The sequence below is a fragment of the Amycolatopsis sp. cmx-11-32 genome (assembly GCF_047608695.1).
Taxonomy (GTDB): Bacteria; Actinomycetota; Actinomycetes; order Mycobacteriales; family Pseudonocardiaceae; genus Amycolatopsis.
Window position 1 is genome coordinate 89,690 of sequence record NZ_JADNQN010000002.1, and the last position, 23,222, is coordinate 112,911.

The 23,222-nt window shown below is 68.6% G+C and carries 24 protein-coding genes; 4 read left to right on the forward strand and 20 right to left on the reverse strand.

Annotated elements, in window-relative coordinates:
- Window positions 1-265: 265 nt before the first annotated feature.
- Window positions 266-1,024, forward strand: coding sequence for a (2Fe-2S)-binding protein (locus ACM6LR_RS04945; protein WP_414941951.1), 759 nt, complete (start codon window positions 266-268; stop codon window positions 1,022-1,024).
- Here the strand turns inward: ACM6LR_RS04945 and ACM6LR_RS04950 are convergent.
- Window positions 1,021-1,602 (reverse strand): TIGR03086 family metal-binding protein, encoded by a 582-nt coding sequence (locus ACM6LR_RS04950; protein WP_414941950.1) that lies wholly within the window; start codon window positions 1,600-1,602, stop codon window positions 1,021-1,023. The two genes, ACM6LR_RS04945 and ACM6LR_RS04950, sit on opposite strands and share 4 nt — an antisense overlap.
- Window positions 1,603-1,668: 66 nt before the next feature.
- On the opposite strand from ACM6LR_RS04950, the gene ACM6LR_RS04955 reads away from it, so the two are divergent.
- Entirely contained in the window at window positions 1,669-2,499 is an 831-nt protein-coding gene (locus tag ACM6LR_RS04955) for an AraC family transcriptional regulator (RefSeq protein WP_414941949.1), read from the forward strand.
- A 30-nt stretch (window positions 2,500-2,529) separates the two neighbouring features.
- On the opposite strand, the gene ACM6LR_RS04960 is transcribed toward ACM6LR_RS04955, so the two are convergent.
- On the reverse strand, window positions 2,530-2,883 hold the full coding sequence (locus ACM6LR_RS04960; RefSeq protein ID WP_005165380.1) for a histone-like nucleoid-structuring protein Lsr2: 354 nt from the start codon (window positions 2,881-2,883) through the stop codon (window positions 2,530-2,532).
- Window positions 2,884-3,034: 151 nt separating this feature from the next.
- Window positions 3,035-4,546 (reverse strand): lysine--tRNA ligase, encoded by a 1,512-nt coding sequence (gene lysS / locus ACM6LR_RS04965; protein ID WP_414941948.1) that lies wholly within the window; start codon window positions 4,544-4,546, stop codon window positions 3,035-3,037.
- 95 nt (window positions 4,547-4,641) lie between these two features.
- Here lysS and ACM6LR_RS04970 point away from each other — a divergent pair, with 95 nt between their 5' ends.
- Window positions 4,642-5,418, forward strand: a complete 777-nt coding sequence (locus tag ACM6LR_RS04970) for a class I SAM-dependent methyltransferase (RefSeq protein WP_414941947.1) — start codon at window positions 4,642-4,644, stop codon at window positions 5,416-5,418.
- Window positions 5,419-5,652: 234 nt separating this feature from the next.
- Here ACM6LR_RS04970 and ACM6LR_RS04975 read toward each other — a convergent pair whose 3' ends face one another.
- The 7 genes from ACM6LR_RS04975 to ACM6LR_RS05005 form a co-directional block, all read right to left on the reverse strand.
- Window positions 5,653-6,441, reverse strand: a complete 789-nt coding sequence (locus ACM6LR_RS04975) for a type III pantothenate kinase (protein WP_414941946.1) — start codon at window positions 6,439-6,441, stop codon at window positions 5,653-5,655.
- 4 nt (window positions 6,442-6,445) lie between these two features.
- Window positions 6,446-6,940, reverse strand: coding sequence for an aspartate 1-decarboxylase (panD, locus tag ACM6LR_RS04980; RefSeq protein WP_414941945.1), 495 nt, complete (start codon window positions 6,938-6,940; stop codon window positions 6,446-6,448).
- A 12-nt stretch (window positions 6,941-6,952) separates the two neighbouring features.
- Complete coding sequence (gene panC, locus ACM6LR_RS04985) at window positions 6,953-7,861, reverse strand: pantoate--beta-alanine ligase (protein ID WP_414941944.1); 909 nt, start codon at window positions 7,859-7,861, stop codon at window positions 6,953-6,955.
- Window positions 7,858-8,781, reverse strand: coding sequence for a Rossmann-like and DUF2520 domain-containing protein (locus ACM6LR_RS04990; protein WP_414941943.1), 924 nt, complete (start codon window positions 8,779-8,781; stop codon window positions 7,858-7,860). Before ACM6LR_RS04990 ends, panC begins: the two co-directional genes overlap by 4 nt.
- Window positions 8,782-8,928: 147 nt before the next feature.
- The gene (locus ACM6LR_RS04995) at window positions 8,929-10,098 is read right to left on the reverse strand and encodes a PrsW family intramembrane metalloprotease (protein WP_414941942.1); all 1,170 of its coding nucleotides are present in this window, start codon (window positions 10,096-10,098) and stop codon (window positions 8,929-8,931) included.
- 28 nt (window positions 10,099-10,126) lie between these two features.
- Window positions 10,127-12,181 carry a DUF6779 domain-containing protein gene (locus ACM6LR_RS05000; protein ID WP_414943262.1) on the reverse strand — a complete coding sequence of 685 codons (2,055 nt, stop codon included), beginning with the start codon at window positions 12,179-12,181 and terminating at the stop codon, window positions 10,127-10,129.
- A 69-nt stretch (window positions 12,182-12,250) separates the two neighbouring features.
- A complete protein-coding gene (locus tag ACM6LR_RS05005; RefSeq protein WP_414941940.1) occupies window positions 12,251-12,712 on the reverse strand; it encodes a DUF3180 domain-containing protein in 462 nt (153 codons plus the stop codon).
- A 60-nt stretch (window positions 12,713-12,772) separates the two neighbouring features.
- Between ACM6LR_RS05005 and ACM6LR_RS05010 the strand changes: the two genes are divergently transcribed.
- The gene (locus tag ACM6LR_RS05010; RefSeq protein WP_414941939.1) at window positions 12,773-13,714 is read left to right on the forward strand and encodes a MerR family transcriptional regulator; all 942 of its coding nucleotides are present in this window, start codon (window positions 12,773-12,775) and stop codon (window positions 13,712-13,714) included.
- A 100-nt stretch (window positions 13,715-13,814) separates the two neighbouring features.
- Here the strand turns inward: ACM6LR_RS05010 and folK are convergent, their stop codons facing one another.
- From folK to hpt, 10 genes are all read right to left on the reverse strand, one after another.
- Window positions 13,815-14,318, reverse strand: a complete 504-nt coding sequence (gene folK, locus ACM6LR_RS05015) for a 2-amino-4-hydroxy-6-hydroxymethyldihydropteridine diphosphokinase (protein ID WP_414941938.1) — start codon at window positions 14,316-14,318, stop codon at window positions 13,815-13,817.
- Entirely contained in the window at window positions 14,315-14,674 is a 360-nt protein-coding gene (folB, locus tag ACM6LR_RS05020; RefSeq protein ID WP_414941937.1) for a dihydroneopterin aldolase, read from the reverse strand. The genes folK and folB overlap by 4 nt, the downstream gene beginning before the upstream one ends.
- Complete coding sequence (folP, locus tag ACM6LR_RS05025) at window positions 14,667-15,509, reverse strand: dihydropteroate synthase (RefSeq protein ID WP_414943263.1); 843 nt, start codon at window positions 15,507-15,509, stop codon at window positions 14,667-14,669. Before folP ends, folB begins: the two co-directional genes overlap by 8 nt.
- Window positions 15,506-16,120 (reverse strand): GTP cyclohydrolase I FolE, encoded by a 615-nt coding sequence (folE, locus tag ACM6LR_RS05030; RefSeq protein ID WP_414941935.1) that lies wholly within the window; start codon window positions 16,118-16,120, stop codon window positions 15,506-15,508. The genes folP and folE overlap by 4 nt, the downstream gene beginning before the upstream one ends.
- A complete protein-coding gene (gene ftsH / locus ACM6LR_RS05035; protein WP_414941934.1) occupies window positions 16,089-18,515 on the reverse strand; it encodes an ATP-dependent zinc metalloprotease FtsH in 2,427 nt (808 codons plus the stop codon). Before ftsH ends, folE begins: the two co-directional genes overlap by 32 nt.
- Before the next feature lie 189 nt (window positions 18,516-18,704).
- Entirely contained in the window at window positions 18,705-19,538 is an 834-nt protein-coding gene (locus ACM6LR_RS05040; RefSeq protein ID WP_414941933.1) for an ESX secretion-associated protein EspG, read from the reverse strand.
- 257 nt (window positions 19,539-19,795) lie between these two features.
- Window positions 19,796-20,590: an ESX secretion-associated protein EspG gene (locus ACM6LR_RS05045; RefSeq protein WP_414941932.1), complete on the reverse strand. Its 795-nt coding sequence runs from the start codon at window positions 20,588-20,590 to the stop codon at window positions 19,796-19,798.
- A 126-nt stretch (window positions 20,591-20,716) separates the two neighbouring features.
- Window positions 20,717-22,096: a WXG100 family type VII secretion target gene (locus tag ACM6LR_RS05050; RefSeq protein WP_414941931.1), complete on the reverse strand. Its 1,380-nt coding sequence runs from the start codon at window positions 22,094-22,096 to the stop codon at window positions 20,717-20,719.
- A gap of 17 nt (window positions 22,097-22,113) precedes the next feature.
- The gene (locus ACM6LR_RS05055; RefSeq protein WP_414941930.1) at window positions 22,114-22,479 is read right to left on the reverse strand and encodes a hypothetical protein; all 366 of its coding nucleotides are present in this window, start codon (window positions 22,477-22,479) and stop codon (window positions 22,114-22,116) included.
- A 144-nt stretch (window positions 22,480-22,623) separates the two neighbouring features.
- A complete protein-coding gene (hpt, locus tag ACM6LR_RS05060; protein WP_093933323.1) occupies window positions 22,624-23,187 on the reverse strand; it encodes a hypoxanthine phosphoribosyltransferase in 564 nt (187 codons plus the stop codon).
- Window positions 23,188-23,222 lie beyond the last annotated feature (35 nt).

Genomic DNA, 23,222 nt, shown 5'->3' on the forward strand with positions numbered 1-23,222 from the left:
CTCTTTCATCTTCCGGTTGCCCTGCACCTTTACCTCAAGCCCAACGTGCGAACACGTACTTGGATTCCGCCTGACGCCCCTTGTCCGCTGAGCGCGAACAAGACCGGAGAACAAGGACTGCCCAGTGGATGGACACCCGTCCGGAGTAGTCCCCGACGACAGATAAGGTTAGGCTATCTAACGCGAGGGGACCGGTGTGCGGCATCAGCGGTCCTCTCACGCACTCGCCGCGCCCGAAGACGGGCTCCAAACCTCCCTCTCGAGGATGCCGGAAGAAGCCGGGATCCTCGGAGCCGTGCCGGAGGCCGAGCCGGGCTGGGTCCGCTGTGCCGACCTGCTCGACGAACCGGACCGTCTCGTGCGATGGCGGGAGCGGCTCGGCGGCTGGCTGGCCGAGCGGTATCCGGCGGCGCCCGCGATTCCCGAGCGGACCCCGGCGAGCTGGATCCTGTCCTGGTACCTGCACGTCCCGGCGTTCGCCGGCGCGATGCTGCTGCACCACGAACGCCGCGTCCCGTCGCTGGCGCCGTCCGCGCTGGCCTTCCGGATCGGCGGCGACCGGCCGCACCCCGACTCGGTCGCCGTCCTCGGCGACGGGTTCCACTGCCTGCCGACCGATCCGGGTTCGGCGCATCCGGGAGCCGTCGTCGTCCAGGACGAGCGCACGCTGGCGGCGATCCTCCGCGGCCGCTTCATCGCGCACGCGGACCGGTTCATCGACGTCTACGGGCCGTTGACGCGGCTCGGGCGACGGCAACTGTGGGCGGCCGCCACGGACTCGCTCGACAACGCGCTGTGGTCGGCGGGACAGCTGAAAGGGAACTCCGACGCCGAGGGTGCCGGGGTCGCGGACGCCGCGCTGGTCCTCGAATCGCGATTCCCTCCGCTGACATCGGCGTCGAAGCTGCGACTGGCCACAGGGGCCGATGGACGCCGCGAGTGGACGAGAAACCGCGAAAGCTGCTGTTACTCCTATCTGTTACCCGCGGAATCGGAATGCGGCGGCTGTCCGCGAATCCGTTAAGGAGTCCAGCCGGGATTCCGTCCAGTGGCGCCCAAAGCGCGTTCGAAGATCGTCGCGCCTTCCGCGACAACGACTTCTTCGCCGTACACCTTCATCGCCCGCGCCTGCTCTCCGATCTCCAGCGCGATGGCGTAGACGGCCTCGGCGACTTCAGGGAGGACGGCGAACTCCGCGCCGGTCGCCATGGCGAGGTCCCAGCCGTGGAAGACGAACTCGTCCAGGACCATGTACCCCGCCATCGACGCGGGCATCTGATTGCCGCCGAAGGTGGTCTGCCCCTCCCACGCCGCGGGCGTGCCGAAGACCTCGACGAGCCGCGCGGTCTGCTTCTCCAGCGCGTCGAGCCAGTCGTCTCCGACGAGGCCCGCCTCCGCCTCGCCGGTGGACACCTCGGGCGGCGACGCCTTGCGCCCGGCGGCTTCGAGCCAGGGACCCCAGTAGAGAAGGTGGTTCAGCAACGCGCGGACGTCGTACTCGGCGCACGGGGTGCGCGCGGCGAAGTCGGCCTCGCCGATCCCGCGCAGGATTCCGGCGAATTCCGCGGCGGCGGGAGTGATCAAAGCAGCGTGTTCGGACATACCGCCATGAGTACCCGGGATCGGCCGCGCTGTCTTGAAGAAACGCGACACGGTTAGGTTGAGCGGGTGAGCGGGCACCGGATTCCGGCGGGGGTCGTCAACGCGCGGGAGGCGAGCGCGGCGTTCAGCCTCGTCCGGCACCAGCCCGCGCCGGAACTGCGGCCGTTCGTCGACCACCACTGGGTACTGCGCTGGGATCTGGGCGACCGTCCACCCCATGAACAGGTGGTCCTGCCCAATCTCGCGGTGAACGTCACCTTCTTCGGCGACGCGTCCGGGGCGTCCGGGGCGTCCGGGCCGGGGAAACGACCTTTTCGCTACGTCGTGGCGGGTAGGGACCACGGTATCGGTGTGCGATTCCGGCCAGGGGCTTTCCGGGCATTCCTCACCGGTCCGGTCACGATGATCTCCGGTCGTTCCGTTCCGCTCACCGATCTCTTCACCGGCGCCGTACCGGTGACGGAATCGGTACGCAATGCGACGAACGACTTCGAAATGGTTCGCGCGGCGGAGGAACTGCTCCTCGCGAAACACCCGGCACTCACCGCCGCGGCCCGGACGGCCATCGAAGCGGTGGAAACAATCGCGGCCGAACCGGCCATTACCCGGGTCGGCGAGTTGTCAAGCCGAACGGGCTTGTCTCAGCGAAGTCTGCAACGCCTGTTCGCCGAACATGTCGGCACCGCCCCCAAATGGGCGATTCAGGTATACCGGTTGAACGAAGCGGCGGCACGGATCGCAGCCGAGGAACGGCCGGACTACGCGGAACTGGCGACGGTGCTGGGCTATAGCGACCAAGCGCACCTCATCCGGGATTTCCGCTCCGTGACCGGATGGGTGCCCACGGAGTACGCCCGCTTGAACCGTGTACAAGAACAAGAAAGCCGCCGGGAATAGTTCCCGGCGGCCAGCGAGCCTGAAAGACCTTCAGTTCTTCTTGTGGTAGGCCTCCACGACCTCGGACGGGATACGTCCACGGTCGGAAACCTGGAAGCCGTTCTTGCGGGCCCAGGCGCGAATGGCCTGGTTCTGCTCGCGGTCGACGGTCGCGGGGCGGGCGGCGGCCTTCACGCCGGCGACCGGACGAATGGCGGTGCGCTTACGGCCACCCGCGCGGCGAGCGTGCTCCACATACTGGGCCAGCGCGTCACGAAGCTCTTCCGCGTTTTCCGCGGAAAGGTCGATCTGGTAGCTCACACCGTCCAAACCGAACTCGACGGTCTCTTCCGCCTCTGTGCCGTCGAGGTCGTCGACAAGCGAGACGAGCACCTTCTGTGCCATCTGTTTCCTCCTGCTGGGGGCTTACACGAAAGATCTGGTACGGGGCATGCCCCGGACAGAAGACTTTGTCTAGCGACATTAATACCCGCTACCGAGACATAACGCAAATCTTGTTTACGAGAACGATCGAGGTATCTGTCACGCGGACGGGTTATTCAGGCCGCACGAGCGGGAACAGGATGGTCTCCCGGATACCAAGGCCGGTCAGCGCCATCAGCAACCGGTCGATCCCCATTCCGACACCACCGCTTGGCGGCATTCCGTACTCCAGCGCACGGAGGAAATCCTCATCCAGGTTCATGGCCTCACTATCGCCCTGCGCACCCAGCCGGGCCTGTTCCACCAGACGCTGGCGTTCTACCACGGGATCGACCAGCTCCGAGTATCCGGTGGCGAGTTCGAATCCGCGCACGTACAGATCCCACTTCTCCGCCACCCCCGGCTTGCTGCGATGTTGCCTGGTCAGCGGGGATGTCTCGACCGGAAAATCACGGACAAAAGTAGGTTCGTGAAGATGATCTCCGACGAGGTTTTCCCAAAGTTCTTCGATGAGTTTGCCGTGCCCTAACTTCGGGTCGAGCTCCAGCTCTCGCCCTTCGGCATAGGAACGCAGCTTGTCCACCGATGTCTCGGGAGTGATCTCCTCCGACAACGCCTCGGACAACGACTCGTACATTCCGAGTGTGGTCCACTCGCCGGACAGGTCGTACTCCGAACCGTCGACGAGAGTGACCACCTGGGTGCCGAGAACGTTCTGCGCCGCCTCCTGGATGAGCTGGCGCGTCATCACCGCATTGGAGTCATAGGTCGCATACGCTTCGTAGTACTCGAGCATGGCGAACTCGGGCGAGTGCGACGAGTCGCTGCCCTCGTTCCGGAAGTTCCGGTTGATCTCGAAGACCTTCTCGATACCGCCGACCACGCAACGCTTGAGGTACAGCTCCGGCGCGATCCTCAAGTACAGGTCGAGGTCGAAGGCATTCGAATGCGTGACGAATGGCCGCGCCGCCGCGCCCCCGTGCAGCGTCTGCAGCATCGGGGTCTCGACCTCGAGGAATCCCCGGCCGTGAAACGAGTCACGCAGGGAACGCAGCACACCGGCGCGGGTACGGACCACGTCCCGCGCCTTGGGACGCACGATCAGGTCGACATAACGCTGCCGGATCCGCGTTTCCTCTGCCAGGTCTTTGTGCGCCACGGGCAACGGGCGCAATGCTTTCGACGTGAGGCGCCATGAGTCGGCCAGCACGGAAAGCTCACCGCGCTTGGAGGTGATGACCTCGCCCTCGACGAATACGTGATCACCAAGATCGACATCGGACTTCCACGCCGCGAGCGCGTCTTCACCGACCTTCGCCAGGCTGATCATCGCCTGCAACTCGGTGCCGTCGCCTTCACGAAGACTCGCGAAACACAGTTTGCCGGTATTGCGCAGGAACATGACCCGGCCGGTGATGCCGACGGTCTCGCCGGTGGCCGTGTCGATCGGAAGGCCGGAATGTTTCGCCCGTACTTCGGCCAGTGAGTGCGTCCTGGGCACCTCGACCGGATACGGATCGATACCCTCCGCGATTATCCGGTCGCGCTTGTCCCGGCGCACCCGCATCTGTTCCGGCAGGTCTTCGTCGGGGCTCACGCCCTCGGATGCGGGGATTTCAGTCATGCGCACAGCGTACGAACCCGCTCCTTCCCTACGCCAACCGGATTACCTTTTCCGGGTCCGGCCCAGCCGGTTTTCGCTCCATTAACCTGGCTCGCGTGAACTCATCCACTCCTGGCATCGAACCCGAACTGCACGCACGCCGCGCCGCCTCGTTCGGCGCGAAGGCCGCCGCCTATGCCGCACATCGGCCGGACTATCCGGAGAAGGCACTGGCCTGGGGGCTGGCGGGGGCGAGAACAACCCCGGAACGGGTCCTCGACCTCGGCGCGGGGACCGGCAAGCTCACCGAAGGGCTGCTCGCCCTCGGTCTCGCGGTCACCGCGGTCGAACCGGACGCGAAGATGCTCGAAGAACTCACCAAGGCGTTCCCGGGGGTGACGCCGCTCATCGGGACGGCCGAGAAGATCCCGCTGCCGGACGAATCCGTGGACGCCGTGGTCGTTGGCCAGGCCTTCCACTGGTTCGACCTCGACCGGGCCTATCCGGAGATGGCCAGGGTGCTCAAACCGGGCGGAGTCGTTGCCGCGCTGTGGAACCACGACGATGACGGGTCGGCGGGCTGGCTGGCCGAGTTGAACGCGCTGATCAAGACCTCGGTGAGCAGGCGCTGGCTGAACGATTACGAATCGCTGCCGGAACACGAGGCCCTCGAGCCGTTCGAGAGGGAGACTTTCGGCCACAAACAGCCCAGGACGGCGGAAAGCCTGGTGGAAACGCTCGCCACCCATTCGCACATGCTGGTGGCCTCGGCGGAGGAACGCGAGGCCAAACTTCGCACAGCGCGGGAATTCCTCGACCGGAATCCGGAAACCGCCTCGGGGGAATTCGACCTTCCACTCACCACCATCGTGTTCCGGGCGCGTAAACGATGACGGACTGGATGGCGGCTTTCACCGCGACGTTCGGCGCACCCGCGTCGGCGGGGATCTGGGCCGAGGTGTACGGCGACAGGCGCTGCGGAACCAGGAACTGATCACGCGGCGAGTCCTGCTGATCGCCTCGCGCCGCTCACCAAACCCGTAACTCGCGTGATCAGACGGACATCACGTGAGATGTCCATCTGATCACGCGTGATGCCCGTCTGATCACGCGTGATGCCCGTCTGATCACGAACGCGCGGAGGTGTGGTTGCGCTCGTAGACGAGGCGCAGACCCAGCAGGGTCAGGTCCGGGACGTGCTCGGTGATCGTCTCCGACTCCTCCAGCACCAGAGGCGCCAGGCCACCGGTCGCGATCACCGCGACCGGCTCCATTCCGCCCGGCGAAAGCTCGCGCTTGATCCGCTTCACCAGGCCATCGACCTGACCGGCGAACCCGAAGAGGATGCCGGATTGCAGGCATTCCACGGTGTTCTTCCCGATCACCGACCGCGGCGGCACCAGTTCCACCTTGCGCAGCGCCGCGGCACGGGCGGCCAGCGCGTCGACCGAGATCTCGATGCCGGGCGCGAACGCGCCGCCGAGGAACTCACCCCTCGCGGAAATGGCGTCCACATTGGTCGAAGTCCCGAAATCCACCACCACACAGGCGGTCCTGGGGTGCAGGTGGTGCGCGGCCAGAGTGTTCACCAGCCTGTCCGCGCCCACTTCCTTGGGGTTGTCGACCAGGAGCGGCACCCCCGTGCGCACCCCCGGCTCGATGACGATCTTCGGCAACCTGCCGTAATACCGCGCAAGCATGACCCGCAGTTCCCGTAGTACGGCGGGAACCGTGGACAGCGCGCTGATCCCGGTCACCGCGTCCGCGTGCGCGCCGAGGAGCCCGCGCATGGTGAGCGCGAGCTCGTCGGCGGTGATCCGCGCGTCGGTGCGCATGCGCCAGTCGCCTACGAGCGCCGGTCCGTCATAGAGACCGAGCACGATGTTGGTGTTGCCGACGTCGACCGTGAGCAGCAAGGGCTCAGCTTTCGGCGTGCAGCAGCGCGTCTAGACGGCGGGCGTCGGCGGTTTCGGCGACCGGGAAGGTCATCGTGTCGTCGTCGGCCAGCGTCACGGTGCCGCTGAGCAGTCCGGATCCCTCCGGCGCGTGCCCTGGGTCGGCGCCCTTCTCGACGATCCGGTTGTCCGCGTCGACGAAGATGACCCGCGGCCGGAACGCGGCCGCCTCGGCGTTCTCCATCTGCGCGTACGAAATCAGGATCACCAGGTCCCCGGGGTGCACCAGATGCGCCGCGGCGCCGTTGATGCCGAGCACCCCGCTGCCGCGTTCGCCCGCGATCACGTAGGTCTCGAGCCGCGCACCGTTGGTGACGTCCACAATGGACACCTGTTCGCCCGGCAGCAGATCCGCCGCGTCCATCAGGTCTTCGTCGACGGTCACCGATCCGACGTAGTGGAGATCGGCCTGGGTGACCGTCGCCCGGTGGATCTTCGATTTCAGCATCGTGCGGTACATCGTGGACTCTCCCTATTCCCCTGCGTCCAGCGCGTGTTCCGGATGGTCCGCGGCGACGCCGAGCACCACGCCGACGTTGTCGATCAGCCGGGTACTCCCCACCCTGGCCGCGATCAGCAACCGCGCTTCACCGTCGACGGGCGCGGGCCCGAGGTCGGTTCCCCTCAATTCCAGATAGTCGATCTCGACCGCGGTTCGCGCGGCGAGGGTCTGCCTGGCGGTCGCCAGCACGGCGTCCGCGCCGTCGCGCCCGACGAAGGCACCCGCGGTGAGTGCCGCCGACAACACGACCGCGTCCTCGCGCTGTTCAGGAGTCAGGTAGACGTTGCGCGAGGACAACGCCAGCCCGTCGCGTTCCCTGACCGTCGGGACCCCGATGACCCGGGTGTCGAAGTTCAGGTCCCGCACCATTTTCTTGATCAACACCAGCTGCTGGTAGTCCTTCTCCCCGAAGAAGGCGTAATCCGGCCGCACGATGTTGAGCAGTTTCGCCACCACGGTCAGCACGCCGGCGAAATGCCCCGGCCGCACCGCCCCTTCGAGCTCGTCACCGAGCGCGCCGGGGTGCACCGTGACGGTGGCCCCGTCGGGGTACAGATCCGACGCCTTGGGCAGGAAGCCCAGTTCGACGCCGTCCTCCTTCAGCACTTCGAGGTCCTTGTCCAGCGGACGCGGGTACGCCTCGAAGTCCTCGCCTTCCCCGAACTGCAGGGGGTTCACGAAGATCGACGTCGCGACGACGGTGTTCGGCAGCCGCTTCGCCCGGCGGATCAGCTCACGGTGCCCCGCGTGCAGGGCGCCCATGGTGGGCACCAGCGCGACCTTGCGGCCGACCCCGTGCAGGGCACGCGTCACCTGGCTCACCTGCTCCGGCGGCTGGAAGGTGTGCAGCGTGCCTCGGGCGAATTTGGGTGTGGTCACTGGTTTTGCTGCCCTTCGGCGGGGTCTGCGGGATCTGCGGGATCACTGAGGAGTTCGGTGAGCTCGGCGGCGGCCGAGGCGTCCAAGAGGCCGGCGGCGTCACCGCGCGCCAGCGTGCGCCTGGCCAGCGCGCGATAGCTCGGGGCGATGTCGGGGCCACGTTCGGCCAGCACCGCGAGGTGTTTACGCACGGTGCCGAGATCACCACGGGCCACCGGCCCGGTCAGCGCCCGGTCCCCGTGTCGCAGAACATTATCCAACGCCGCCGACAACAACGGAGCCACCAGGCGTTCGGGCTGGGCGATTCCCGCTTCCCGCAACAGTTCCGCGCAGTCGGCGACCAGTGTCATCAGGTGGTTCGCGCCATGCGCCAACGCCGCGTGATAGAGCGCTCGCGCTTCGTCAGGGACCCGGACGGGCTCCGCGCCCATCTCCACGGTCAGCGCCTCACCGACGTTCCACGCCGCTTCGTCACCCTCTGTGGCAGTGACGCCGACGCTGCAGGTGGCCAGCCTGTCGAGGTCCTCCGCGCGGCCGGTGAAGGTCATCACGGGGTGCAGGGCCAGCGGCAGTGCCCCGGCTTCGGCGGCGGGCGCGAGGACGTCGATGCCGTGCGCCCCGGAAGTGTGCACGACGATCTGCCCCGGCCTCAGTGATCCCGTCGCGACGAAGCCGCGCACCATCCCGGCGAGCGCGTCGTCAGGCAGCGCCAGCAGCACGAGATCGGCGCGGCGGGCGACCTCGTCGGGCGGGAGGAGGGGCACGTCGGGGAGCAGTAGCTCCGCCCGGCGTAGCGAAGCGTTGGAGAGGCCGGAGGCCCCTACGACGGTGTGACCGGCCCTCGCCAATGCGGCGCCGACGACACTGCCGACCCGGCCCGCGGAGACGACTCCCACGGCCAGGCGAGCGGGCCTCGTCATGGCGTGCGCCAGTGGACGCTCATGGTCGAAAACTCCTCAACTCGTTCCAGTCCCGCTCGGCGGTCGCGGGTACCAGACGACCGCGCGAGGGTAACCCTCCAGCCCGCGTCCGAAACGACCCGCGTGACCAGCTTCACCTGACCGAGGTCACCCCCGCGGAGCACCGTCCGCCAGCCTCACCGCATCGGCCCGCGACGTCTTGAGCAGTTGCAGCAGTTCACGCTGCCGTTGTTTGCCCTCGTCGGTGAGCTTGGGGCCACGCCGCAGGAACGCGAGCTCGGTCACGCTGGCCTGGTAGCGGCCGACGGCCTTCGCCGCGTCACGTCCCGACTGTTTCCGCGCCTGTTTCCGCCACGATCGCCGTCCGGACAGGCTGGCCAGCAGCGGCACTTCGGACGGGGCGATCCAGCGCGCGTCGACCATCATCGGCAGCACGGCCGCGACGATCCGCTGCTCGCGGCGCCGCTGCATGACCACCACCGAGAAGACCCCGATGAACAGCGGCACCATGATCAGGAAGTAGACGTTCAGGAAGGTCTTGGCGCCACCGAGCAGCGCGGCGCCGTTCCACAGCGCGTGCAGCAGCACGGCGACGACGTAGCCGCCGATCGGCGCCAGGATCCTCAGCGCGCGGACCTTACTGCTCGCGGCGATGCCGAGCCCGATCCCCGTCATCACGGCGAACAGCGGATGCGTGAACGGCGAGAGCACGCCGCGCAGGAAGAACGCGGCGAGCACGCCGGCGCTCGTGCCGTCGCCGAAACCGTTCTCGGCGAACGCGCGGCCGAAGTAATAGATGTTCTCGGTGAACGCGAACCCGGCCGCGGTGAACCCGGCGTAGACGATGCCGTCCACGACGCCGTCGAACTCGATCGGGCGGCGCCACCACAGCAACAGGATGAAGGCGGCCTTCGCTGCCTCCTCGACCAGCGGCGCGGAGATCAGGCCACTGATCTTCCCGCCGCTCCCGCTGCCGAGCAGCAGGTCACCGACGGCCTCGGCGCCGCTGTTGAGCAGCAGCGCGATGATCGTCGCGACACACGCGCCCCAGACGAACGACAGCAGCAGGAGCTTCGGCGGTTCCGGTTCCCAGCGGTCGACCCACAGGAACGCGGTGACCACCACGGCGACCGGTACGAGCGCCGCGAGCACACCGATCGTCACCGCGGTCAGGCCGACCTTCTCGGTCACCGTGCCGAAAACGAACAACCCGCACAGCGCGACGGCGATCAGCCCGAGTACCGGCAGCAGCACGGTGACCGACCGGGACCGGCGTGCCCGGTCGAGGCCGGGCTCCGGGGAGGAAGGCTCGCTCACAGCGGGTCACCCTACCGTCGGTACGGACTCAATCCTCCGCACGCCGCCTCCGTCGCGGAGTGGACTCGTTCGCGCCGTTGGCGGCGAGGAGGTCCATCACCGAACGGCCGGAAGCGTGGGAGCCCGCGTCGGGGGTCTCCGGACGGCTGTGCGACGACCCGTTGCGGGACGGCGCCTCGTCCTCCGGTTTCGCCCGCCTGCCGCCGTGGCGGCCACCCGAGGACTCGGTGCCCTGCCATGCCGGAGGCTCGCCGTCCGGACGGCGGCGACGGCCGCCACCGGTGGGCTCCGGGACGTTGGGGGCGGGCGTGAGCGAAGCGGAGGAGTCGTCCGCCGCCCGACGACGGCGGCCGCCGGACCGGTTCTGCGTCACACGGAGTTCTTCGGGAAGCGTCGGGTTGACCGCGGGCGGCTCCTCGACCGGCGGACTGTGCCGCGAAGGCGTCTCGGCGGCCGGACGGCGCACCGGTTCGGGCTCCGGCGGCCGCACGGGCTCGGACACGACCGGGATCGACAGCGGGGTCGGGGGTTCCGGGTCGCGACGAGGCTGCGGGTCGGAGGGCTGAGGACGCGGCTGGGGACTGGAGGACTGGGGCTTGGACGGCGGCGCGGGGCGCAGCCGGTCCTGGAAGTCGTCCTTCCTGGGGAACGCGGCGCTCAGATCGGAGACCGGACGCTCCTGTGTCCACGACGGCTTCCACTCGCCGGTGGCCTCCATCGGCTCCGGCGCGGCGGCGGGCTTGTTCGCGGGCGGCGGCGTGCCACCGGCCGGACGAGGCTGGTCGACCGGCTTCATTCCGGGCCGGGTCAGGCCGAGCTCACGGTTCGGCCGGGGGCGGTCCGGTTCGACCTTCTTGACCGGCTTCGCTTGCGCGGCGGGCTTCACCGGCGGCGGCTGCTTGCGGGTCTGCTCCTCCGGCCGCGGCGCGGGAGGACGCTGCACGTTGCCGGCGTCGAGACGATGCTGCAGCGAAGGCTGCTGCGGGCGGCGCTGGGGTTCTTGCTGGGGTTCTTGGCGTGGCGGTTCCGGGCGCTGGGGTTCCGGGCGCTGGAGTTCTTGGCGCTGGGGCTCCGGACGCTGAGGCTGCCGGGCGACGGCGGGCATCGACGGCTGCGAGACCTCGGCGCGCGAGACGCCGGGCATGGACGGGCGCGACACCTCGGCCGGGGTCACCGGCGGCGGGGTCTTGCGTTTGGCGTCGACCCTCGGCATCGGCCGGGAGATCTCGGCGGGCGACATACCGGGGTTGGACATTTCGAGCCGCTCACGACGGGCGGCTTCGGCGGCGAGCGCCTCCGCCGCCTTCGACGCGCGGGCATCGGCCTTGCGCATGCTGCGGCGAGTCGATTCATCGACTGGCTTCGGCCGCGAGACCTGATTGTTCTGGCTGTAACCGTTGGTGCCGTTGACCTGACCGTTCGACGGCTTCCGGCGCGCGGCGGGCGGCGCACCGTTCCGCGCGGCGGCGGGTTCGAGGACGCGGTCGATCATCTCGGTCGGGCGTTCCCGGCCGGGTGCGCGCTCGTCGACGTCGATCGTGGTGCTCTTGGCCGCCATCAGCTGGGGTTTGCCGTTGCCGTTGCCGTTCTCGGGCCCCGCGCTCATCAGCTGCTTGTTGTCGAGGGAGCGCATCCGGGTGGCCTGCGCGGTGAGCGCGACGCGTTCGAGGAGGACCTCGCCGCCGCCGAAGAGCGACTGGAGGCTTTCGCGCAGAGCGCTCACCTCGGCCCTGAGCGCTTCGAGCTCGTCCTGGGAGCGGGTTTCGGCGGCCTGCCGGTTCTCCGCTTCCATCTCCAGCTCGAACTCGCGGCGCGCGGCGATCTCGCGTTCCAGCTCCAGCTCGTAGACGGCCTGCGCCTCGGCGACGGCGTCCTCGCTCTGTGACACGTGCTTGCGGTAGCGGACCGCCAGGAACGCACCGATCAAGGCGGCCCACAGCGCCGCGACGATCCCCAGCCGTAAGTAGCGGAGGTCGTCGGAAAGCACCAATGCGAGAGTCGCGCAGACGGCGAGAACCAAGCCGACGACAAGCCACGGCCTACCCGCAAGGCGGCCGCGCGAGTCGTCACCCTCCCCGGTCATGCCCAACACCGTACCTTCTAGTAATCCGAACGAGACCTAGTCGGTACTTCGAGCGGTGCCTCTCGAGCGTTAACCGGTCGGCTCGGGATCGCGGTCCCGATCACCGCCTTCGGGGGCCCGGCAGCAGTGTTCGAGCCACAAAGCCGCAGCTACCAGCGCCACCGAGCTGACGATCCCGACCGTCGCCGAACGGAGATCGCCGCTCGCCGCGAGGAGTTCGTCACGTCGCGGAAAAAGATACGCGAAAGCCGCCAGCCAGACCCCGGTCATGACGGCTCCGGCGAGTGACGAGGCCTTGGCGAGGGCCACCGATCGGGCGACAGAGATCGCGGCGAGCACCCGGCCCTCTTTGATCCGCGAACGGATGATGAAGGCGAGTACGGTCTCGCAGAGCGCGAGGACGAGCAGGGTGATCCCGGCGAAGAGCGGGAGCGCCGGCATGGATCCGTACGCGACCTGGAAGAGCAGATAGGCCAGGACCAAACCCAGGAGGCCGGCCACCGCCAGCTCACGTGGCCGGGTGAAGTGCATGGTCCAACGCTACCTGGCAAGCTTGACTCTCCACCAACTGGAGAGTCGAGCATGAAGCAGATGGGCACCGCAGCGGTTTTCACCATCGGGGAGCTGGCCAAACGGACCGGCCTTCCGGTGAAGACCATCCGCTTTTACTCCGACGAAGGACTCCTGCCGCCGACCGACCGCACCGGCTCCGGTTACCGCCTCTACGACGCCACCGCGATGGCGCGCCTGGAGCTGGTGCGGACGTTGCGGGAACTCGGGCTGGGTCTCGCGGACGTGGAGCGGGCGCTGACCAGGGAAGCGACCATCGGGGACCTCGCGGTCCAGCACGTCGCGGCCCTGGACGAGCAGATCCGGCGGCTGGAGCTGCGCCGGGCGGTCCTGCGCGCGGTGGCCAAACGGGACTCACCACTGGAGGAGGTCGAACTGATGAACAAACTCGCATCGATGTCGGACGAAGACCGCAAACGCCTGCTCGACGAATTCTGGGCGGACATGGTCGAAGGGCTCGAACTGGATCCGCAGTTCTACGAGCGGATGCGCTCGGCGAAACCGGAACTGCCCGACGACCCGACGCCGGAACAGCTGGAAGCCTGGATCGAGTTCGCCGAACTCGTGCAGGACGACGAGTTCCGCACGTCCATCCGCCGGATGAGCGAATGGCACTCGAAACTCCGGAAAGAAGACGGGGCCGACTTCGGGGAGAAACAGCAGCAGCTGTGGATGGCTTGGAGCGAGAAGGCTTTGGAGGCGCTCGAAGCCGGCCTCGCGCCGGACTCGCCTACGGGCCGGGAACTGGCCGAGACGATCTTTTCGGAGTCTTCGCGGAACGGGCGAGACGCCGGCGACCCGGCTTGGCGGAAGAAGCTGGCCGACGGGATGGCGATCAGCCTGGATCCGCGGGCGGAGCGGTACTGGCTCCTGCTCGGGAAGATGAACGGCTGGCCAGCGTTCCCCTCGCAGATGCCGCAGGCCGAGTGGACCGTCGCCGCCCTGCGCGCCGCGCTGGGATAGCGAGGGACCTTCGCTACCGCCCACCCCCCTCCCGCAATTCGTCCTCTAGTTGCGGTAGTTCGTGGCACCAACTACCGCAACTAGAGGACGAAACGCGGGGTCAGGCGAGGGTGAGGAAAAGGGTGAGGGGGGTCCGGCGCACGGAGGTGACGTCGGAGGCGGGCCGGGCGGCGAGGAGGTCGGCGACGGGGCCGTGGCCGGGGAGCACCGCGGCGGGCTCGATCTCCAGCCACGGGATCAGCACGCTCGCGCGCTCCGGCGTGCCGGGATGAGGGAGCAGCAACTGGGGGTCCTCGGAGCGCACCCCGTCCACGGTCACGACGTCGACATCCAGCGTGCGCGGTCCCCAGCGGACCTCGCGCACGCGCTCCGCCGCCTGTTCCGCGGCCTGCCCGGCGCGCAACCAGTCCCAATGGTCGCGCGCCGCGTCGTCGACGAGGACGACGGCGTTGAGGAAGTCCGGCTGGTCCTCGACACCCCACGCCTTCGTCTCGTAGACCGACGACACCGCGACCACCGCGGGCCGGAAGGCGTCGACGGCCGACTGGAGGAACGCGAGCCGGTCTCCCAGGTTGGAACCGAGCGAGAGCAGCGCCCGGCTCATCGCTCCCGCCGCACCGTGACGGCGACGTCGTCGAAGTTCAGCGGAATCGGCGCGGACGGCTTGTGCACCGTCACCTCGACGGCGGTCAGCCGCTCGTCGCGCAGGACCTCGCCGGCGATCTTCCCGGCGACGCTTTCGATGAGGTCGTACGGTTCGCCCGCCACGATCCCGGCGGCGAGTTCGGCGAGTTCGCCGTAGTGCAGCGTCTTGGCCAGGTCGTCGGACGCGGCGGCCGGACCGAGGTCCAGCCACACGACGATGTCGACGACGAATTCCTGCCCGTCGCGCTTCTCGTGGTCGAAGACCCCGTGCCTGCCGAAGACCCGCAAGCCGGTCAACGTGATCCGGTCAGACAACGGGACTCCCCCTTTGCCAAGCGGCCGCGACGGTCACGGCGTCGATACTCGCGCCGACCTCGTGCACCCGCACACCCCACGCACCCGCCGCGGCGGCGAGTGCGGACACGGCCGCGGTCGCGTTCTCCCGGCCGTCCGGCGGAGCGGGTGTTCCGTCCTTTCCGGACAAAAGGCGTCCGAGGAACCGTTTGCGCGAGGCACCGACGAGAACTGGGAAACCCAGGGACAGGAGGGAATCCAAGCCGTTCAGCAATGCCCAATCGTGCTCCGCGTTCTTCGCGAAACCGAGCCCAGGGTCGAGCACGATCGCGCTCTGCTCGACGCCCGCGGTGACCGCTTCGTCCACTCGGGACAGCAACTCGGAGCGGACTTCCGCGACGACGTCCGCATAGGTCGCCAGCGCGTTCATGTCCTTGCTGTGCCCGCGCCAGTGCATGAGCACCCACGGAACCCCGGTCTCCGCGGCGACCTTCGCCATGTTCGGATCGGCCAGCCCGCCCGAAACATCGTTGATGACCGACGCACCCGCATCGACGGCGGCGAGGGCGACCTCGGCGCGGGTGGTGTCAACGGACATCGCGACACCGTCGGCCGCCAGCGACCGGATCACCGGCATGATCCGGGAAATCTCGGTGTCGGCGTCCACCCGTGACGCACCCGGCCGGGTCGACTCCCCGCCGACGTCGATCAGATCCGCGCCGCACGACCACATCTCGTGCGCGTGCTCCAGCGCCTGCTCGACCCCGAGGTAGCGGCCACCGTCCGAAAAGGAATCGGGGGTGACGTTGAGGACGCCCAGCACCGCGCACCGGTCGGGCTGGGGCAGGGCGGTCATCGACGGCCCTTGATCAGGTCCAGCGCCTCCGCCCGCGAGGACGCCGAAGACTGCAGCAGGCCACGCACTGCCGACGTCGTCGTCCTGGCGCCGGGTTTGCGGATGCCGCGCATGGCCATGCAGAGATGCTCGGCCTCGATCACGACGATCACGCCGCGGGGATTGAGTTTGCGCACAAGCGCGTCCGCGACCTGGGAGGTGATGCGCTCCTGAACCTGCGGGCGCTTGGCGTAGAGATCGACGAGGCGGGCCAGTTTGGACAGGCCGGTGACCTTGCCGTGGCCGTTCGGGATGTAGCCGACGTGGGCGACACCGTGGAATGACAGGAGATGGTGTTCACAGGTCGAAAACATCGGGATGTCCGTCACGAGCACGAGTTCTTCGTGCGCCTCGTCGAACGTGCGGTCCAGTACGTGGTCCGGCTCGGTGTAGAGCCCGGCGAACATTTCCCGGTAAGCGCGAGCGACCCGGGCGGGGGTCTCAAGGAGACCGTCCCGGTCCGGGTCCTCACCACAAGCGAGCAGGAGTTCGCGTACGGCTTTCTCGGCCCGCTCTTGGTCGAAGACCGGGCCCGAGCCGTTATCGCTTGCTGTCGTCCTGTCCGTCGTCACGCCGCTGCTGTCCTTCGTCCTGCTGACCGCCGGGCTGGCCGGGCTCGCCACCGAACCAGTTGTCACGCGGGCGGTCTTCGGCGGGACGCCAGGGCTGGTTCGGCTGGCCGCCCGGCTGGGTCGCCGGGGTCCATCCGGGAGGAGCCCCGTAGTTCGGCGGACCGCCAACGGGTCCACCCTGATAACCGCCTGCCGGACCGCCCGGCTGCTGCCCACCATATGCCTGGGGCCAGTGGCCGGTGCCGTTCGGCCCACCGTTCGGGCGGCCACCGTTGGGGTAGGCGCCCGGCTGCGGCGGAGCGTAGGGATTGGCGTTCGGGTCGGCAGGCGGAACCGGGGCCGCGTACGGCGGGCCACCGGGAAGGTCGCCGCCGCCCTGCACGGTGCCGACCGGGGTCGGCGCCGGCTGCAGCACCGGCTGCTCCTTCTTCTCCTCCGGCGGGGGCCACGGCTCGCCGCGCTCCATCGCCAGCTCGCCGGGGGTCTTGATCGGCGGCTTGTCCGACGGCTTCCGCTCGCCGAACTCGTTGAAGATGGTGATGTGCGGGCGCTTCTCGACGGTCGCGAAGATCCGCTCGAGGTCCTTGCGGGTCAGCGTCTCTTTCTCGAGAAGCTCGATGACCAGCTCGTCCAGCACGTCGCGGTAGGTGCTCAGCACGTGCCACGCCTCGGTGTGCGCGGTCTCGATGAGCTTGCGCACCTCCTCGTCGATCTCGTGCGCGACCTCGAGTGAGTAGTCCGCCTGGCGGCCCGCCGAGCGGCCGAGGAACGGGTCGCCCTGCTCCTGGCCGTACTTGACGGCGCCGAGCCGGGCGCTCATGCCGTATTCGGTGACCATGGCGCGGGCGATCTTGGTCGCCTGCTCGATGTCGGAGGAGGCACCGGTGGTGGGCTCGTGGAAGACGAGCTCCTCCGCCGTCCGGCCGCCCATCGCGAAGACCAGGCGTCCGAGCATCTCCGACCGGGTCATCAACTCCTTGTCGTCCTCCGGGACGAGCAGGGCGTGACCGCCGGTGCGCCCACGCGGCAGGATCGTCAGCTTGTAGACCGGTTCGATGTCCGGCATCGCCCACGCGGCGAGCGCGTGCCCGCCCTCGTGGTAGGCAGTGATCTTCTTCTCCTTCTCGGAGATGATCCGGCTCTTGCGGGCGGGGCCGCCGACGACGCGGTCGACGGACTCCTCCAGCGCCTCGTCGGTGATCACGTGCCCGTTCTGGCGGGCGGTGAGCAGCGCGGCCTCGTTGAGCACGTTCGCCAGGTCGGCGCCGGACATGCCGACGGTCCGCTTGGCGAGGCTGCTCAGGTCGGTGCCCTGCGCGATCGGCTTGCCCTTGGCGTGCACCTCGAGGATCGCCTTACGGCCGCGCATGTCCGGTGCGGACACCGGGATCTGGCGGTCGAACCGGCCTGGACGCAGGAGCGCCGGGTCGAGGATGTCGGGACGGTTGGTCGCGGCGATCAGGATGATGCCGCCGCGCGCGTCGAAGCCGTCCATCTCGACGAGGAGCTGGTTCAGCGTCTGCTCACGTTCGTCGTGGCCGCCGCCGAGGCCGGCGCCGCGCTGGCGGCCGACCGCGTCGATCTCGTCGACGAAGATGATGCAGGGCGCGTTCTGCTTGGCCTGCTCGAACAGGTCGCGGACACGCGAGGCGCCGACACCGACGAACATCTCGACGAAGTCGGAACCGGAGATCGTGTAGAACGGCACACCCGCCTCGCCGGCGACGGCTCGCGCGAGCAGCGTCTTACCGGTACCGGGCGGCCCGTAGAGCAGGACGCCCTTGGGGATCTTCGCGCCGAGTGCCTGGTAGCGCGCCGGATTCTGCAGGAAGTCCTTGATCTCGTACAGCTCTTCGACGGCCTCGTCGGCGCCCGCGACGTCCCCGAAGGTCGTCTTGGGCATGTCCTTGTTGAGCTGCTTGGCCTTCGACTTGCCGAAGTTGAGGACGCGGTTCCCGCCGCCCTGCGCGTTGTTCATCATCCACATCAGCAGGCCCAGCACCAGCGCCAGCGGAATGGCGAAGATCAGGATCTGGGTGAGGACGTTCTGCGTGGTGACCTTGGTGGTGAACTTGACCGGGTTGTCACCGCTCTTGAGGCCGATGAGCTGACCGTAGATGACGCCCGCGACGTTCGACGGGTACTGGGCGATGATCTGGTCGACCTGCTGGCCTTCGACCTCGATCTTCTTGTTCAGCAGCAGCTTGATCTGCTGCTCTTTGTCCTCTTGCGAGGCTTCCTTGACGTTGTTCGCGGTGATCTGCTGGTTCGCGATCGAGATCGGCACCTGGGTGTAGCCACGATCACTGTCGAAGATCGTGTTGTAGGCGAGAAACGCCAGTACCGCCGCGAGAATCCAGAGCACTGGGTTCTTGAGCACGCTCTTCCGGTTCATACGACTCGGCCCTGGTGGCCTCGACCCTTCCTGGTTGGGCGGCTCCTGTGATACCCGCCATCACGATCTTGACGACCCATGGTGCTCCGACACCCGCCCCTCAGGATACCGCCCGCCTGGACGGACGAGGGCGGTGAGCCTCTCGCACGTCAACGGTGGACGCCACGCGAGGGTTCCCGGAGCGTGACCCTAGCGTGTGTCGACCGCCACACCGGCGGCCATTTCGCCCAGTCTCATCCGCAGTGTCTTGACGTCGGCGGGTGAGACGGTGACCCATTCGCGTCCGTCCGGACCGGCCTGTGACGTGCTGAGGTAGCGCCCGCTGACGGTGTCGAACCAGCCGAGGACACGGGACCGCTGTTTGGCGCCGACGTGGGACCGGCTGTTCGCTGCCAGCTGACCGCCACGCAGCCGCGGCTGGCCGGTGAGCTTGCCGAACGCCTCACGCGGGTCCGCGGTGATGCGTTCACTGAGTGAGACGCGGGGCTTCTCTTTGCGACGGGTCTTCGCCGCTTCGGGCTCTTCGCCCTGCTTCGTCGGGCTGACCGCGGCGCGGATCGGCTCGGTCCGGCGGGCGTCGTCGATCGGCAGCGTGACGGACGCCTCGGAGCCGCGCTGTCCCGGTGGGAGCAGGTCGACGACGGCGGTGGGGAGCCCGTCGGCGGGCGCCTCGCGCAGCCAGATGCCGGACTGGTCCTGGATCGCGAGCACCGCGTCGCGGCCGTCGGTGGCGCCGAGGACGGCGATCGTCGGGGCCTGGAACTCGGGGATGTGCAGCGCGTCGATGGTCAACGAGCCCCGGGCGAGGAGGTACAGCCAGTCCTCGATCCTCCGGTCCAGCCTCCCCCTGCCGTCGCGGAGGCCGCGGGCCTTGAGTTCGACGTCGGTGCGGTCGCGCAGCACCCGCCGCTCGGCCTCGGTCGCGCCGTGCGAGCGCAGGCGCAGCGGATACGGCAGGTCGCCGAGCTCGGCGGACTCCCAGAGGAAGTCGAACGCCATCGGCGTGAAGTGTTCCTGGTGCATTGCTCCGTGCCCTCCCGGCACCTTGGCTCGTGCTGCGGGGCCGGTGCGTGGCTGGTCGCTGTGCGTCAAAACGCCCTGGGGTTCACGATAGCGAAGGGGTACGACAGGCGGTGGCCGGATGGCCGAAAGTGCTGGTGACCTGGCCGCTTGGAGTCCGTGAAGGCCTCCTTGAGAGACTCTGGGTCTCTCAAGGAGGCCTTCACGGATCCTTGACCGAGATCTGCCGGCCACGATGGGAAAGCTGCGATGAAGGATGCTCAGCGTGCGACGGAAGCGTCGGCCGCGATCTTCCCCAGCATCTCCGTGAGCCGGTGCCGCAGCGTCGCCGGATCCGCGGGCGCGATGGTGATCCAGTCCCGTCCATCGGAGCCGCGGGTGGCCTGGGTGAAGTACCGGCCCGACTGCGTGTCGAACCAGCTCAGCACCGAAGACCGGCTTCGCGTGCCGTGCCTGCTGCGCGCGTTGGCACCGAACTGGCCGCCTCGCAGCCGCGGCTGGGCCTGGAGCCGGGCCAGTGCCTTGCGGTCCTCATCGGACGTCGCCGTGCCGTCGACCTGCGGCTGGCGGCGCTGGAGGAAGTCCGCGCCCGAAGCGCCGACGAGCCCGTCCAGCGGGAGGGTGATCGACTTCTCGGTGCCGCGCGAGCCCGGCGGCAGCAGGGAGACGATCGCGCTCGCGAGACCGTCCTGGGCGATCGGATGGAAGTGGAAACCGCGCTGGTCCTGCACCGTCAGGAGGCCCTGACCGCCGAGTAGCGACGCGACCGCGAGCAGCGGTTCGGTGTTGGGGTTGTTGAGCTGGACGCAGTCCAGGCTCAGGTCCGGCCGCGCGAGGACGCCGAAGTAGTCCTCGATATGGGGTTCGGGACGCCCGCGATCGTCGGCGAGATGACGCTGGTTCAGCGACTGGAGCGTCCGCTTCCGCAGGGCGTCGCGCTCGTCGACGGTCGCCCCGTGTGAGCGGAGTCGCAGCGGGTACGGCAGCTCTCCGGCGTTCGCGACCTCCCACAGGAAGTCCAGTTCGACCGCGGTGAGCAGGTCACCGTTCGCCATCGTCCGCCCCTAGTGTCTTTGGTGAACCCGCGTCCGCGATCGGCGGGTTCACGCGCTCCGCCGACAGGCTCGCACAAGTCAGCGGGCGCGCGGCCGGATCGGGCCGCGCGCCCGGTGAAAACCGCTCTAGCGATCGTCGTCTTCGGTCCAGGCGCCGATGACCGGCGGCGGGGTCGCCTCGTTGGCGCCGAAGGCGTCGTCCGGGTCGGGCTCGATGAGGAACGACGCGTGCGTGTGCTCCTCTTCCTGCTCCGCCTGCGCGCCGTGGGCGCCCATGCCCATGCCACCGCCCATGCCCTGCATCGGCGGGGTGGCGCCACCACCGATGGTGCCGCTGGAGGACACGAGGCCCTGCTGCGGCACGGCCTGGGACGCGGCGCTCTGCGCGGGGGCGTTGTCGGTCGCCGCGGCGCCGGTGCCGTCGGTGTCCTTGGCGCCGGACTTGTTGCCCTGTCCGAGCGCCTTGGCACCGGCGTAGCCGAGACCGCCGCCGAGTGCGGCCGCGGTGAGCGCCTGGCCGAGCCCGTTGCCGCCGCTCGCCGCCGGGGCGTGCGGGGCGATCGGCGCACCGGCGCCGGACGCGACACCGGCACCAGGGGCGACACCCGAAGCCGGCAGGTTCCCGGTGGCGGGGTTGTAGCCTGCCTGCGAGAACACACCGGAGTCCGGACCGGCGTGGACGACCGGCGCGGGCGAACCACCCTGCGCGCCGCCGTAGCCGTGAGTGCCCGCGAGGACCGGGGCGCCGGAGACGGCGCCGGAGTCGAGACCCCCGCCGCCCACGTTGCCGACGCCGCTGAACGAGGCGCTGTTGTGCGAGGCGGTCGGCTTCATGCCGAGGGATTCGGGGCCGAAGCTCGGGGTCGAGCTGTCGACCTCGCTCATCTCCTTGGTGTAGGCCTCGAGGAACCTGGCCTGCTCCGCCCGCACTTCCTTGTCCTGGTCGGCGAGGGGCTTTTGGTCGGTGATCATGCCGACGGGGCCTGCCGCGAGAGCCTGGCCCATCGCACCCTCGGGGGTGTAGTTGGTCGGCTTTGGCATCAGCTTGACCTTGGTGGCGGCATCGGCCTGCTTCTGCAGCCTGTCCGACATCGTGGTCGCGGCTTCGGAGGCCTGCGAGCCCGAGTTCGCGATGGCGACCAGCGAACCCTGCGCGCTCGCCGCGCCCTGGCCGATCCAGGCGGCGCCCAGTTCGGAGATCGCGGTGTAGAGGTCGTTCGAGGCCTGGTTCAGCTGGGTCCCGTGCGAGCTCCACGACTGGCTGATCGAGGTCGCGGTGCTGGGGTCGTTGCCGAGGTTGGCCTGATTCCACAGGTCCTGGCTGGTCGGGGCGCTCTCCCAGTTCGGCGGGTTCGTGATGGCACGGTCGGCGCCGATGTCGAACCCGTCCGAACGGCCGCGGGCGGACGAGACGATGCCCTCGGCGTGCGAGTTGTCGCCGAGCTGGACCGGGGTGCTGCTGGTGTTGCTCTCGCCGAAAGAGTCGGCGCTGTGCTTCGGTGGCATGGCTTTCTGACTCCCCCTCAGACGTTCCGGAACGGCTCGGCCGCGGTCTGGTCGATCTCGTGGTACCTGGCCATCGCGGTCACGATGCCGGACTCGGCGGCCTCGTACTGCTGGTAAAGGTTCTGGAGTGCGGCCGCGTACGAGTCGCCGCCGCCGTCGGCACGGTTCGCCACCTTCGCGGCGATCGCGTTGCCGACCGGGTTGTTGCCCAGCTTCGGGGCCTGCCCGAGGTCACCGGCGCGGTGCAACAGGGCCTCGACGGCGTCCTTGCCGGTGCGGATCTTGTTCAGGACGGTCTGGGCCGCGTCCGGGTCGATCCCGACCTGACCCTGGGCCGCGGCGTTCTTGAACGCGTTCGCGTCCGCCAAGCTGCTGTTCCCCATCTGAGCTCTCTCCGTTTCCCCCGGGCCAGGCCACGACGGCATCGTGGCAAAGGTCTTCGCATAGGTTAACGCACTTGATCGCAACCTATGACGCGTTCACCGTGCTCAGGGTTCCGCATTTCCGCATCCGCGGGCAAGCGGTTCTCAGGACGTGTAAACGTGCGGATCCAGGGTGCCGATGTAGGGCAGGTCCCGGTACCGCTCCGCGTAGTCGAGGCCGTATCCGACTACGAATTCGTTAGGAATGTCGAACCCGATGTACTTGACCGGTACATCGACCTTGACCGCCTCCGGTTTGCGCAGGAGCGAGACGACCTCGAGCGAGGCCGGGTTGCGGCTGGCGAGGTTCTTCAGCAGCCAGGACAGCGTGAGCCCGGAGTCGACGATGTCCTCGACGATGAGCACGTCGCGGCCGGCGATGTCGCGATCGAGGTCCTTGAGGATCCGCACCACGCCGGACGACGAGGTCGCCGAACCGTAGGAGGAGACCGCCATGAACTCGAGCTGCGAAGGAAGAGGGAGTGCCCTGGCGAAGTCGGTCATGAACATCACCGCGCCCTTGAGCACCCCGACGAGCAGGAGGTCTCCCTGCCCGGAACCGGGGCCGTCGGCCGGGTAGTCCGCGGCTACCTTCGCGGCCAGCTCGGCGATCTTGTCGTTGATCTGCTGCTCGGTGACGAGCACGGAGGCGATCTCGCCTTCGTACACAGGACGATCCCCTCTAGGTGGTGGACTGGGGTACT

Coding starts and splice junctions, on each gene's coding strand:
- ftsH (WP_414941934.1), bottom strand. CDS start 18,515: ATGAACCGGAAGAGCGTGCTCAAGAACCCAGTGCTCTGGATTCTCGCG.
- ACM6LR_RS04950 (WP_414941950.1), bottom strand. CDS start 1,602: ATGTCCGAACACGCTGCTTTGATCACTCCCGCCGCCGCGGAATTCGCC.
- folK (WP_414941938.1), bottom strand. CDS start 14,318: ATGAGCCGGGCGCTGCTCTCGCTCGGTTCCAACCTGGGAGACCGGCTC.
- ACM6LR_RS05000 (WP_414943262.1), bottom strand. CDS start 12,181: ATGACCGGGGAGGGTGACGACTCGCGCGGCCGCCTTGCGGGTAGGCCG.
- ACM6LR_RS04960 (WP_005165380.1), bottom strand. CDS start 2,883: ATGGCACAGAAGGTGCTCGTCTCGCTTGTCGACGACCTCGACGGCACA.
- ACM6LR_RS05010 (WP_414941939.1), top strand. CDS start 12,773: ATGGGCACCGCAGCGGTTTTCACCATCGGGGAGCTGGCCAAACGGACC.
- ACM6LR_RS05055 (WP_414941930.1), bottom strand. CDS start 22,479: ATGGGGAACAGCAGCTTGGCGGACGCGAACGCGTTCAAGAACGCCGCG.
- ACM6LR_RS04990 (WP_414941943.1), bottom strand. CDS start 8,781: ATGACGAGGCCCGCTCGCCTGGCCGTGGGAGTCGTCTCCGCGGGCCGG.
- ACM6LR_RS04945 (WP_414941951.1), top strand. CDS start 266: ATGCCGGAAGAAGCCGGGATCCTCGGAGCCGTGCCGGAGGCCGAGCCG.
- ACM6LR_RS05050 (WP_414941931.1), bottom strand. CDS start 22,096: ATGCCACCGAAGCACAGCGCCGACTCTTTCGGCGAGAGCAACACCAGC.
- lysS (WP_414941948.1), bottom strand. CDS start 4,546: ATGACTGAAATCCCCGCATCCGAGGGCGTGAGCCCCGACGAAGACCTG.
- ACM6LR_RS05040 (WP_414941933.1), bottom strand. CDS start 19,538: ATGCACCAGGAACACTTCACGCCGATGGCGTTCGACTTCCTCTGGGAG.
- folP (WP_414943263.1), bottom strand. CDS start 15,509: ATGACCGCCCTGCCCCAGCCCGACCGGTGCGCGGTGCTGGGCGTCCTC.
- ACM6LR_RS05005 (WP_414941940.1), bottom strand. CDS start 12,712: ATGCACTTCACCCGGCCACGTGAGCTGGCGGTGGCCGGCCTCCTGGGT.
- panD (WP_414941945.1), bottom strand. CDS start 6,940: ATGTACCGCACGATGCTGAAATCGAAGATCCACCGGGCGACGGTCACC.
- ACM6LR_RS05045 (WP_414941932.1), bottom strand. CDS start 20,590: ATGGCGAACGGTGACCTGCTCACCGCGGTCGAACTGGACTTCCTGTGG.